Annotated in this window: 10 protein-coding genes and 1 tRNA gene; all 11 read right to left on the bottom strand. The window is 45.1% G+C overall.

Features of this window, described 5'->3' with window-relative positions; genetic code table 11:
• Nucleotides 1-35 precede the first annotated feature (35 nt).
• Nucleotides 36-509 carry a 30S ribosomal protein S7 gene (gene rpsG / locus HUJ19_RS05780; RefSeq protein WP_012800368.1) on the bottom strand — a complete coding sequence of 158 codons (474 nt, stop codon included), beginning with the start codon at nt 507-509 and terminating at the stop codon, nt 36-38.
• A 302-nt stretch (nt 510-811) separates the two neighbouring features.
• Nucleotides 812-1,186 carry a 30S ribosomal protein S12 gene (rpsL, locus tag HUJ19_RS05775; protein WP_018625110.1) on the bottom strand — a complete coding sequence of 125 codons (375 nt, stop codon included), beginning with the start codon at nt 1,184-1,186 and terminating at the stop codon, nt 812-814.
• Between the two features lie 133 nt (nt 1,187-1,319).
• Nucleotides 1,320-5,540 carry a DNA-directed RNA polymerase subunit beta' gene (rpoC, locus tag HUJ19_RS05770; RefSeq protein ID WP_290622746.1) on the bottom strand — a complete coding sequence of 1,407 codons (4,221 nt, stop codon included), beginning with the start codon at nt 5,538-5,540 and terminating at the stop codon, nt 1,320-1,322.
• Between the two features lie 78 nt (nt 5,541-5,618).
• Entirely contained in the window at nt 5,619-9,686 is a 4,068-nt protein-coding gene (gene rpoB / locus HUJ19_RS05765; RefSeq protein ID WP_290622745.1) for a DNA-directed RNA polymerase subunit beta, read from the bottom strand.
• A 167-nt stretch (nt 9,687-9,853) separates the two neighbouring features.
• Nucleotides 9,854-10,231 (bottom strand): 50S ribosomal protein L7/L12, encoded by a 378-nt coding sequence (gene rplL / locus HUJ19_RS05760; protein ID WP_018625107.1) that lies wholly within the window; start codon nt 10,229-10,231, stop codon nt 9,854-9,856.
• A gap of 78 nt (nt 10,232-10,309) precedes the next feature.
• On the bottom strand, nt 10,310-10,837 hold the full coding sequence (gene rplJ, locus HUJ19_RS05755) for a 50S ribosomal protein L10 (protein WP_106645958.1): 528 nt from the start codon (nt 10,835-10,837) through the stop codon (nt 10,310-10,312).
• Between the two features lie 253 nt (nt 10,838-11,090).
• Nucleotides 11,091-11,786, bottom strand: a complete 696-nt coding sequence (gene rplA / locus HUJ19_RS05750; protein ID WP_018625105.1) for a 50S ribosomal protein L1 — start codon at nt 11,784-11,786, stop codon at nt 11,091-11,093.
• Nucleotides 11,787-11,790: 4 nt separating this feature from the next.
• Complete coding sequence (gene rplK, locus HUJ19_RS05745; RefSeq protein ID WP_018625104.1) at nt 11,791-12,219, bottom strand: 50S ribosomal protein L11; 429 nt, start codon at nt 12,217-12,219, stop codon at nt 11,791-11,793.
• A gap of 136 nt (nt 12,220-12,355) precedes the next feature.
• Complete coding sequence (gene nusG, locus HUJ19_RS05740; RefSeq protein ID WP_290622744.1) at nt 12,356-12,889, bottom strand: transcription termination/antitermination protein NusG; 534 nt, start codon at nt 12,887-12,889, stop codon at nt 12,356-12,358.
• 10 nt (nt 12,890-12,899) lie between these two features.
• Entirely contained in the window at nt 12,900-13,271 is a 372-nt protein-coding gene (gene secE, locus HUJ19_RS05735) for a preprotein translocase subunit SecE (RefSeq protein WP_290622743.1), read from the bottom strand.
• Nucleotides 13,272-13,320: 49 nt separating this feature from the next.
• A tRNA-Trp gene (locus HUJ19_RS05730) sits at nt 13,321-13,396 on the bottom strand.
• Nucleotides 13,397-13,520 lie beyond the last annotated feature (124 nt).

Raw genomic sequence — 13,520 nt, 5'->3', positions numbered from 1 at the left:
ATAGGGGTTTTACGTGCCACAATAAACTCCTTGGATTACCAACGGAAATGTGAGAAAGCTTTGTTAGCTTCAGCCATACGGTGAACATCTTCACGCTTCTTAACAGCTGAACCACGGCCTTCCAATGCATCAAGTACTTCGCCAGCTAAACGCTCACGCATTGACTTTTCGCTACGCTTACGAGCAGCTTCAGTCAACCAACGCATGGCTAACGCTGTTTGACGCGCGGGGCGTACTTCAACAGGTACCTGATAAGTAGAACCACCTACACGGCGAGACTTAACTTCCACCATAGGGCGGATGTTATCTAAGCCTTTCTCAAATAATTCTAATGACTCTTCACCTGATTTTTTCTCAGTGATAATGTCCAAAGCACCGTAAACGATTTTTTCAGCAGTAGACTTTTTACCGTCTTGCATCAAAACGTTGATGAACTTCGCTAACAATTCACTTCCGAACTTAGGATCAGGAAGGATTTCGCGTTTCGCGACAACACGTCTTCTTGGCATGTTAATTTTCCTCATGCATGTGTAACTTCAGGATAATCCAGAATAAGCTGTTACGTTTCTTATCTGGCCTTACTCACATAGTGAAATAGCCGACCGGACGGTCAGCTACTAGACTATTCTCTAATTGTATGGCTTCAATATGTCAAAGACATTAAAACCAAAGTAAGTAAAACAATAACTTACTGTTAATTTTCTAGTGCAAGGCAATTGATTTTTTATAAAGCGATGTTGGCGTAAAACTCTCTATAAGAGAAGCCAACGAGTTGCTGAAATAAAAAATCAATTAACGCAGCAATAGGAAATTAGCCTTTAGGGCGTTTTGCACCGTACTTAGAACGGCCCTGCTTACGATCTTTAACACCTGCAAGGTCAAGGGTACCGCGAACACAGTGGTAACGTACACCTGGCAAATCTTTTACACGACCGCCACGGATAAGTACTACGCTGTGCTCTTGTAGGTTGTGGCCTTCACCACCGATGTATGAAGATACTTCATAACCGTTGGTTAGACGTACACGAGCTACTTTACGCAAAGCCGAGTTTGGCTTTTTAGGCGTAGTGGTGTAAACACGAGTACAAACGCCACGACGTTGCGGACAAGCTTCCAATGCAGGAACGTTTGTCTTTTTTACCTGCTTCTTGCGAGGTTTTCTTACTAGCTGATTAATTGTAGCCATTTAATAAAATCTCTATATCTAGTTCACGCCAAACTTGCGCGCCGATAACTCTAGGGCGCGCTATTCTAAAGAGGTCATGATTTAAAGTCAAGCATGGTTAAACTTTGATCATTTAGCCATGCTGACGCTTTTATCAGTCCTCACCCTCATTAATTGAGCTGAGCTCGTCGGACAATGCCTGCTCAACTTCGTCTGCCGATGGCCCAAAGTCTTCAATCATTGACTCCGCACGTTTACGACGACGTTCCGCATGGTAGGTTAGACCTGTACCCGCTGGAATCAGACGTCCGACGATTACGTTCTCTTTCAAGCCACGTAAATCATCTGTCTTACCATTGACTGCTGCTTCGGTAAGTACGCGCGTGGTTTCCTGGAAGGAAGCCGCAGAAATAAAGGACTCAGTAGCCAATGAAGCTTTGGTAATACCCATAAGTACACGTTCAAACTGTACTGGTTCTTTACCTGCTTCAATAAGCTTGTCATTCTCCTCAAGCACTCGAACTACTTCCATCTGATCACCTTTCAGGAAGAGTGAATCACCTGGGTTAGTGACAATACACTTACGCAACATCTGGCGAATAATCACTTCGATGTGCTTATCGTTAATGCCTACGCCTTGCAGACGGTAGACTTCTTGCACTTCGTTAACAATGTAACGCGCAAGCTCAGTAATTCCTTTCAAGCGTAAAATATCGTGTGGGTTATCTGCACCGTCAGATACCACCTCACCCTTCTCAACTTTCTCACCTTCGAAAACGTTAAGCTGGCGCCATTTAGGAATTAGCTCTTCATAGGTATCGCCACCGTCTTGGGGAGTGATGACTAAGCGACGCTTACCTTTAGTTTCTTTACCGAAGCTTACAGTACCTGAGATCTCAGCAAGAATTGCTGGCTCCTTTGGTTTACGCGCTTCGAACAGGTCGGCCACACGTGGCAGACCACCGGTAATATCTTTTGTTTTTGAACTTTCTTGAGGAATACGGGCAATTGCATCACCAATATTTACCTCTGCACCATCTTCCAAGCTGACGATAGCGTTGGTCGGCAAGAAATATACCGCTGGCATTTCAGTGCCCGGGATATACAAGTCCTTACCTTTCTTATCAATCAACTTAATAGCTGGTTTAACATCTGAGCTCTTGCTACCACTGCGTTGTTTGTTCTCAGTAATAACAATTGAACTAAGACCTGTTAACTCATCAGTCTGACGCTCGATGTTAACGCCTTCAATCATGTCCACAAACTGAATTTTACCATCCAGCTCGGCAATAATTGGGTGAGTGTGCGGATCCCAGTTAGCTACAATGTCGCCACCTTTAGCCTTCTCACCTTCTTTAGTGCTTAGCACGGCACCATAAGGAACCTTGTAACGCTCGCGCTCACGGCCATATTCATCAATCACGTTCAACTCTGAAGAACGAGAAACGATAACTAACTTACCGTCCTGACGCTCAACGGTCTTCGCATTTTTAAGACGAATTTCACCATCGTTTTTAATCTGTACATTGTTATCTGCAGATGCACGCGATGCCGCACCACCAATGTGGAAGGTACGCATCGTTAACTGAGTACCCGGCTCGCCAATTGACTGAGCAGCGATTACACCAACTGCCTCACCCTGGTTGATGATGTGGCCACGAGCCAAATCACGGCCATAACAGGCAGCACAAACACCATTTCGGGTTTCACAGGTAATTACAGAACGAACCTTTACCTGATCTACTGAGTTCTGTTCTAGAATTTCTACCCATTTTTCATCAAGCAGGGTTCCAGCTTCTGCTAATACTTCGTCGGTACCAGGCACGTAAACATGCTCAGCAACAACACGACCAAGTACACGCTCACTCAATGGTTCTACAACATCACCACCTTCAATCAGCGGCGACATGTAAACACCTTCTTCGGTACCACAGTCATGTTCTGTAATAACCATATCTTGAGCAACATCAACCAGACGACGAGTCAGGTAACCTGAGTTCGCGGTTTTCAATGCAGTGTCGGCCAAACCTTTACGAGCACCGTGAGTTGAAATAAAGTACTGAGATACGTCCAGACCTTCACGGAAGTTTGCCGTAATCGGCATCTCGATAATCGAACCATCCGGTTTTGCCATCAAACCACGCATACCAGCGAGCTGACGAATCTGAGCGGCACTACCACGAGCGCCTGAATCGGCCATCATAAAGATTGAGTTGAACGATGGCTGACGAACCGTATTACCTTCTTTATCAACTACCTCTTCGGTGCCGATAAAATCCATCATTGCCTTCGCAACTTTTTCATTGGTATGCGACCAGATATCAACAACCTTATTGTAGCGCTCGCCCTGAGTTACCAGGCCAGAGTTAAACTGGTCCTGAATTTCAGCAACTTCTTTTTCGGCAGCTTCAATAATTTCGGCTTTGGCATCTGGAATCGACATATCCTCAATACCTACCGAGGTACCTGAGCGCGTTGCATAGCTGAAACCGGTATACATTAATTGGTCAGCAAAAATAACCGTTGCTTTCAAACCACACTCACGGTAACAGGTGTTAACCAACTTCGAAATTGCTTTCTTGGTCATTGGCTTATTGACCAGCTCAAAGCTGATACCGTCTGGCACAATACCCCATAGCAGTGAGCGGCCAACCGTTGTTTCGGCCAGCTCAATACGGGCTGTTTTAGTGCCATCTTCGGCAATATCAACCATCGGCAGGCGAACTTTAACTTTGGCATGCAAATCAACGACCCCATTTGCATAGGCGCGCTGAACTTCATCAGCGTCTGAGAAGATCATGCCTTCACCTTTGGCATTAACGCGATCACGCGTTAAGTAATATAAGCCTAGTACAACGTCCTGTGTAGGAACGATGATCGGCTCACCATTAGCTGGTGATAAAATATTGTTGGTAGACATCATCAAAGCACGAGCTTCTAGCTGAGCTTCGATAGTCAATGGCACGTGTACCGCCATCTGGTCACCGTCAAAGTCGGCGTTGTAGGCAACACAAACCAGAGGGTGTAGCTGAATCGCTTTACCTTCAATCAGTACTGGTTCGAAAGCCTGAATACCTAAGCGGTGAAGTGTTGGAGCACGGTTAAGTAGTACCGGATGCTCACGAATGACTTCTTCCAGAATATCCCAAACGACAGGCTCTTCACGCTCAACCATTTTCTTGGCAGCTTTGATCGTCGTAGCTAAGCCACGTAACTCAAGCTTGCTATAGATAAATGGTTTGAATAACTCAAGTGCCATTTTCTTAGGAAGACCACACTGGTGCAATTTCAATGTTGGACCAACAACGATTACAGAGCGGCCAGAGTAATCAACACGTTTACCTAGAAGGTTTTGACGGAAACGACCCTGCTTACCTTTAATCATGTCAGCAAGCGATTTCAATGGGCGCTTGTTAGAACCAGTAATAGCACGACCGCGACGACCATTGTCTAGCAATGCATCAACCGATTCCTGCAACATACGCTTTTCGTTGCGGACAATAATGTCTGGAGCATTAAGATCCAACAAGCGACGCAAGCGGTTGTTACGGTTGATCACACGACGATATAAATCGTTAAGATCAGAAGTTGCAAAGCGACCACCATCCAATGGAACCAAAGGACGTAAATCTGGTGGAAGTACAGGCAATACGGTCATGATCATCCACTGTGGATCATTGCCTGAATCGATAAAGGCTTCTAGAAGCTTCAATCGCTTGCTTAATTTTTTTAGCTTGGTTTCTGAATTGGTTGAAGGAATTTCTTCTTCACGAATGCGCTGAGCTTCTTCTTTCAGATCAATCAGATCCAATAAAGCACTGATTGCTTCAGCACCCATCTTAGCTTCGAAGTCATCACCAAACTCTTCAAGTGCATCAAGGTAACCTTCTTCACTAAGCATCTGACCAGCTTCTAACGTAGTCATGCCTGGCTCAGTTACTACGAATGCTTCGAAGTAAAGAATACGCTCGATATCACGCAAAGTCATATCCAGCAACATACCGATACGGCTTGGTAATGATTTCAGGAACCAGATATGCGCAACCGGACAAGCCAAATCGATATGGCCCATACGCTCACGGCGAACCTTGGTTAAGGTAACTTCAACACCACACTTTTCACAAATAATACCGCGGTGCTTTAATCGCTTGTATTTACCACACAAACACTCGTAATCTTTTACTGGGCCAAAGATTTTGGCACAGAATAAACCGTCACGTTCCGGTTTAAAGGTACGATAGTTAATTGTCTCTGGCTTTTTTACTTCACCAAAAGACCAAGAGCGGATCTGGTCCGGTGATGCCAAGCCAATACGGATCGCATCAAACTCTTCGGACTGGTTCTGCTGCTTAATAAAATTTAATAAGTCTTTCACAATCGCTCTCCTAATGGAGTTAAAACCTTTACCCTAATGGCTCCACTACTCAAGTGGAGCCGATGGAGTCGCCAGTGCTTAATCTTCGTGCTCAAGCTCAATGTTAATCGCCAATGAGCGGATTTCCTTAGTCAATACATTGAATGACTCAGGCATACCCGGCTCCATGCGATGATCACCATCCACAATGTTTTTATACATGCGGGTACGACCATTCACATCATCCGATTTAACTGTGAGCATTTCTTGCAAGGTATAAGCAGCACCGTAAGCTTCCAGTGCCCACACCTCCATCTCACCGAAACGCTGACCACCGAACTGTGCTTTACCACCTAGTGGTTGCTGTGTTACCAAGCTGTACGAACCTGTTGAACGAGCGTGCATCTTGTCGTCAATTAAGTGGTTCAGCTTTAACATATACATATAACCAACCGTTACTGGACGCTCAAAGCGGTCACCGGTACGGCCATCATACAACCAGCTTTGACCGGTTTTCGGAAGCTCTGCCAACTCATACATAGCATGAATGTCTTCCTCCGAAGCACCATCAAATACTGGAGTTGCCATTGGCACACCATCACGCAGATTAGCAGCCATTGCCATTACTTCGTCATCGGTCATTTCTGACAGGTCAACAGCCTTGCCGTCACGATGGTTATAAACTTTATTCAAGAAGGTACGTACAGTTTTTGGTGCTTTACCGGTATCCAGTAACTCACCAATCTTGATACCCACACCTTTTGCTGCCCAGCCCAGATGCGTTTCAAGAATCTGACCAATGTTCATACGCGAAGGTACGCCCAGCGGATTCAATACGATATCGACTGGCTCGCCATTTTCGTCGTATGGCATATCTTCAATCGGAACAATGGTTGAAATAACACCCTTGTTACCGTGACGACCCGCCATTTTGTCGCCGGGCTGGATACGACGTTTGACGGCCAGATAAACCTTAACGATTTTCTGAACGCCAGGAGCCAAGTCATCACCCTGAGTGATTTTCAGCTTCTGAACTTCAAACTTCTTGTCATACTCTTTACGTTGTTCAGCAAGATAGTTAGCCAAGCTCTCAAGCGCTTGCTGCTTTTCTTCAACACGCAACTGGATCTCAAGATATTGAGCAGGCTCAAGACTATCTAAGTAGTCAGCAGTAATTTTGCTGCCTTTCTTGAACTTGTTCGGACCTTTTTCGCCAACACAACCCATAACCAGGTTGCGAGCACGCTGATAAATGCTTTCAGCCAGAATGCGGAACTCATCGTTCAAGTCTTTCTTAGCTCTTGCTACTTCAGCATTCTCAATTTCTTTTGCACGGGCATCTTTCTCAACGCCATCGCGAGTAAAGACCTGAACGTCAATAACTGTACCGTGAGTCGAAGTGCCGACACGCAAAGAGGTATCTTTAACGTCTGATGCTTTTTCACCGAAGATAGCACGCAATAGCTTTTCTTCAGGAGTTAATTGAGTTTCACCTTTAGGTGTAACTTTACCGACCAGGATATCACCAGGCTTAACTTCTGCACCAATGTAAACAATACCTGACTCATCAAGCTTGCTTAAAGCACTCTCACCGACGTTTGGAATATCCGCGGTAATTTCTTCAGGACCTAACTTAGTATCACGAGAAATACAGGTAAGTTCCTGAATGTGGATACTGGTGAAACGATCTTCCTGTACCACTTTCTCAGAAATAAGGATCGAATCCTCGAAGTTATAACCGTTCCAGGCCATGAAGGCTACGCGCATGTTTTGGCCAAGTGCTAGCTCACCAAGGTCAGTTGATGGGCCATCAGCCAATACATCACCACGCGCAACAATATCACCCTGCTTAACGATTGGACGCTGATTGATACAAGTGTTCTGGTTAGAACGCGTGTATTTGGTGAAGTTATAAATATCAACACCAGAATCGTTATCACCAACTTCGTCTTCATTAACGCGGATAACGACACGGCTAGCATCAACCTGATCGACAATGCCGCCACGCTTAGCGGCCACAACTACACCTGAGTCGACCGCCACAGTTCTTTCCATACCGGTACCAACTAGTGGCTTCTCGGCACGTAAGGTTGGCACAGCCTGACGTTGCATGTTGGAGCCCATCAATGCACGGTTCGCATCATCGTGTTCAAGGAATGGAATCATACTTGCCGCAACCGATACGATCTGCTGTGGCGAGACGTCCATATATTGAACCTGTTCTGGCGTGGCTAACATAAACTCGCCCTGGAAACGTGATGGAACCAGGTCATCCGAGAATGCACCATTTTTATCTAAGTTGGCGTTTGCCTGTGCAATTACAAACTTGCCTTCGTCGATTGCTGACAAATAATCCACTTCAGCAGTCGGTTTGCCATCCGCGACTCGGCGGTAAGGAGTTTCGAGGAAACCGTATTGGTTTGTTCTGGCATAGCACGCCAAAGAGTTAATCAAACCAATGTTTGGACCCTCTGGAGTTTCAATCGGACAGACACGACCATAGTGAGTTGGGTGTACGTCACGAACCTCAAAGCCCGCACGCTCACGCGTCAAACCACCTGGGCCTAATGCAGAGACACGGCGTTTGTGAGTGATCTCCGACAATGGATTGTTCTGATCCATAAACTGAGATAACTGGCTAGAACCGAAGAATTCTTTAACGGCAGCCGACACTGGCTTGGCGTTAATCAGATCCTGTGGCATCAAGTTTTCACTTTCGGCCTGTGATAAACGCTCTTTTACAGCACGCTCAACACGAACCAAACCAACACGGAATTGGTTTTCAGCCATTTCACCTACACAACGTATACGGCGGTTACCCAAGTGGTCAATATCGTCCACGGTACCGTTACCGTTACGGATATCAATTAACGTTTTTATAACATCAATGATATCTTCGTTAGAAAGAGTGCCTTCACCTTCAATCTCATCACGACCCACACGACGGTTGAACTTCATACGGCCAACGCGTGATAAGTCATAACGCTCAAGATTGAAGAACAAGTTTTCAAATAACGCTTCTGCAGCATCTTGAGTTGGCGGCTCGCCAGGACGCATCATGCGGTAGATTTCGACTTTTGCTTCTAGCGGTGTGCGTGTTGAATCGATGCGCAAGGTATCTGACATGTAAGGACCATGGTCCAAATCATTGGTGTAAAGCGTTGGAACTTCAGTTACACCCGCATCAATCATCTGCTGAAGGATTTCTTCTGTAATCTCAGCATTGGCTTCTGCAATTATTTCACCTGACTCTTTATCAATGATGTCAGTTGCCAAGGCGCGGCCATAGATATACTCAGTAGGTACATCCAGTTTCTTAACACCGGCTTTTTCAAGTTGTGCAATATGTCGAGGAGTAATACGACGACCTTCTTCAACAACCACTTTACCTTTGGCTTTAATTTCAAAAGTTGCAGTCTCACCACGTAAGCGTGAAGGAATCAGCTCAAGCTGAACATCACCTTTCTTGGTGATATAAAAGTTGTTGCGCTCAAAGAACATGTCAAGCATGTCCTGGGTGCTATAACCCAATGCGCGAAGAATAATCGACGCTGGCAATTTACGGCGACGGTCGATTCGCACGTAAAGCATATCTTTCGGATCAAACTCGAAGTCTAACCATGAACCACGGTAAGGAATCACTCGCGCTTGATACAATAATTTACCTGAGCTGTGTGTTTTACCACGATCAGAGTCGAAGAAAACACCAGGGCTACGGTGCAACTGAGAAACAATAACGCGCTCAGTACCGTTAATTACGAAAGTACCGTTTTCTGTCATCAACGGTAGTTCGCCCATGAATACTTCTTGCTCGCGAATATCCTTTACCTTCTTGGTCTTAGAGTCTTTATCATAGATGACCAGGCGGATTTTAACGCGAAGTGGCGCAGCATAGGTGATGCCACGAATTTGACATTCTTTAACATTAAAGACAGGTTCGCCCAATGAATATCCAACGTATTCCAGTGCGGCGTTACCTGAATAACTTTCAATTGCGAAAATAGACTTGAACGCTGAGTCCAAACCTGAATCTTCATCGCCTCTTGGCTCAAGAAATTCACGGTATGAATCTTTTTGGATTGCCAAAAGATAAGGCACATCGAGAATATTGGAACGTCGACCAAAATCCTTGCGGATTCGCTTTTTCTCAGTGTATGAATATGCCATGCGGGTTCCTCGGCTAGCTAGCTTTTAACCAGTGATATATTGCGTAGAAATATCTACTTAGTGTGGCTCTTAACCACTTGCCGCTAAAACGGCAAAAGGCCGGTGACTAAGTCACCAGCCATTTTGGACTGTTTGCTGTCGAATATTGACACCAAGTAATAAAGTTATTACTTGATTTCAACTTCTGCGCCAGCTTCTTCCAATTGCTTCTTGATGTCTTCAGCTTCTGCTTTCTCAACACCTTCTTTAACAGCAACAGGAGCGCCTTCAACCATGTCTTTAGCTTCTTTCAAACCAAGACCAGTGATGCCGCGGATAGCTTTAATTACAGCTACTTTGTTACCGCCGAAGCTTTTCATTACCACGTCAAATTCAGTTTGCTCTGCGGCTGCAGCAGCGTCACCGCCAGCAGCTGGGCCAGCTACTGCAACAGCAGCGGCAGCAGAAACACCGAATTTTTCTTCCATTGCTTCAACAAGTTCAACAACTTCCATTACGCTCATTTCAGCAATAGCGTTCAAGATATCATCTTTAGATAGAGCCATTTCTAGTCTCCTGGGTATTTAAATTTAAAATTAACAAAATGTTAAAACTACGGTTAAACAGATCTCGAACTAAGAGTCTTAAGCCGCTTGTTTTTGATCGCGAACAGCAGCAACCACACGAGTAACTTTGGCAGGTACTTCCTTGAAAGTACGAGCAAGTTTGGTGATAGGTGCGTTCATAACCATCATCAATGTAGCAAGTGCTTCGTCTCTTGTTGGCAAGGCAGCCACAGCGTCAAGACGCTCAGGACCGTGTAACTCACCACCAATAGCAATACCAGTCACTTCAAGTTGTTTGTTCTCTTTGGCGAAGTCTTTGAAAAGACGCGCAGCTGCACCAGGTGCATCAATAGAGAACGCATAAACCAAAGGACCAGTTAATGCATCTTGCATACAAGCGAACTCAGTGTCTTCAACAGCACGACGAGCAAGCGTGTTACGAATAACGCGCACATAAACGTTGCTTTCACGTGCTTTCACGCGAAGCGCAGTCATTTGCTCAACTGTTAAACCGCGGTACTCAGCTACTACGGCTGAAAGGGCGTCTTTTGCTACTGTATTTACTTCAGCAACAATCGCCTTTTTGCCTTCAAGTCCAAGTGCCACTAGTTCACCTCCAGTTTTTCGAACCTTCGCTTACGCTCCGGTCGAGTTTTACGTTTGATAAGGCAAGCCTTATCCTTTGAGTTACGGTGAACGATTCCACTTAAAAAAGTTTCATCAAGGTCTCACCGTCTGCGTAGGCAATGATTAAACCAGTTCGTCGTAATCACGAGTGATAAGCGATTCACCAGTACCTACGGTCTTTGACGGTTCCCTGAATTGCTTTCACACCCCAGGAAACCCAAAGCCCTTATAATCAGTCTTTAAGCGATAAGCTTGACTGATCGATTGCTAAACCAGGACCCATAGTTGAAGAAAGAGAAATCTTCTTCATATAAGTACCTTTTGATGAAGCTGGCTTAGCTTTTTTCAATGCGATTAGAAGACTGGTTAAGTTTTCTAGCAACGCATTGCTATCAAATGTTACTTTACCGATTGCAGCATGAACGATACCGTTCTTATCTGCGCGGTATTGAACCTGACCAGCTTTAGCATTTTTAACAGCAGTTGCTACATCAGGAGTTACCGTACCCACTTTAGGGTTTGGCATTAAGCCACGTGGACCTAAGATTTGACCTAATTGACCAACCACACGCATTGCGTCCGGGCTAGCAATTACAACGTCAAAGTCCAAGTTGCCTTTCTTAACTTCTTCAGCCAAATCGTCCATACCGGCAATATCTGCGCCCGCAGCTTTAGCTTCATCAACATTGTTGGTGAACACTGCAACACGAACGTCTTTACCAGTACCATTTGGAAGAACGGTAGCACCACGTACAACCTGGTCAGATTTACGAGGATCGATACCAAGATTTACTGCAACTTCAACACTTTCGTCGAACTTTACAGCAGAAACTTCTTTTAACAACTGAATAGCTTCTTCAGCTGAAAAGATTGTGCGACCAGCAACTTTCTCATTGATGGCGCGAATACGTTTTGAAATTTTAGCCATTATCTTAACCCTCTACGTCAACGCCCATTGAGCGTGCTGTGCCAGCGATTGTCTTAACGGCCGCATCCATATCCGCAGCAGTCAAATCAGGCTCTTTAGTTTTTGCAATCTCTTCCAACTGAGCGCGAGTGATCTTACCCACTTTCTTAGTGTTTGGAGTTGCACTACCAGACTTAAGGCCTAATGCTTTAAGGATAAGAACCGCTGCTGGAGGGGTTTTAGTAATGAAAGTAAAGCTACGATCGTTGTAAACAGTAATAACAACTGGAATAGGAAGACCCTTTTCCACTTTTTCTGTCTGCGCGTTAAAAGCTTTACAGAATTCCATGATGTTAACACCATGCTGACCCAAGGCAGGACCAACTGGTGGACTAGGATTAGCCATACCGGCTGCTACTTGTAGCTTAATATAAGCTTCGACTTTCTTAGCCATGATTCACCTCTGTGTGGGTTCGAACGCTAGTTATCCTAGCTCCCCGATTTAACAAAAAATGTCTTTTTTACAAAGACAATAAAGCGCTCCCCGTGTTGGTTTCCCAAACAGAGATGCGCTGAATCAGTTTAAATGCCTAGCCTTTTTCGACTTGGCTGAACTCCAATTCTACAGGAGTTGAGCGTCCAAAGATAGAGACAGACACTTGTAAACGGCTTTTCTCGTAGTTTACTGACTCTACGACACCGTTGAAGTCCGCAAACGGACCATCAGTAACCCGAACCATTTCGCCAGGCTCAAACAATACTTTAGGCTTCGGCTTATCACCACTGTCTTCGATACGATTCAGGATCGCATTGGCTTCTTTCTCGCTGATTGGAGCTGGTCGGTCAGAAGTGCCGCCAATAAAGCCCATAACGCGTGGTGTATTACGAACAACCTGCCAGGATTCTTCGTCCATTTCCATTTGAACCAGAACATAACCTGGAAAAAATTTACGCTCACTACGTCTTTTCTGGCCAGCCCTCATCTCTACCACTTCTTCAGTAGGAACAAGAATCTCACCAAATTTATCTTGTAAACCAGATAACTGGATACGCTCTTCCAGCATGGTTTTGACTTTGTTCTCATAGCCTGAAAAGGCCTGTACAACGTACCAACGTAGTGCCATGCAAGAACTCCTAGCCGATGATCGGACTAATTAAAAAGCTATTTATCAGCCAATCGATTAGCGCCAGGAATAATCCAAGCAGGATCACCATAATGATTACCATGATGGTTGTTCTAACCGTCTCATTCGAGGTTGGCCAAATAACTTTACGCAACTCTGTGCGTGCTTCACGAGCAAACTTCCAAAACGCTTGCCCTTTTGCGGTAGCCATAGCGATGGCTATTGCCACAATTACGGACACTAACACAACAGCTGTGCGAATTAAAATTGACTCTTCAGACAGAAAATTGAAGCCCCATATCCCCGCCGCGATTGACGCGAAGGCAAGTAGCCACTTCAAACCGTCCAATTTAGAACCTGTATTTGTCGCCTGTGCGCTCATGAAATAAACCTTTAGTATCAGCCACTTACTTTCGAAAACTAGAAAATAGTGGCAGGCCAGGAGGGACTCGAACCCCCAACTTTCGGTTTTGGAGACCGACGCTCTACCAATTGAACTACTGGCCTAAAACTGGTTGTCAAAAATTAAGGCAGGGAATTATACCCTGCCTTAATTGAATTGCAATTGATTATTCAATAATTTTAGCAACAACACCAGCGCCTACTGTACGACCGCCTTCACGGATCGCAA

The organism is Kangiella sp., from assembly GCF_014762745.1.
GTDB lineage: Bacteria > Pseudomonadota > Gammaproteobacteria > Enterobacterales > Kangiellaceae > Kangiella.
This window is presented reverse-complemented; position numbering and strand designations above follow the sequence as displayed.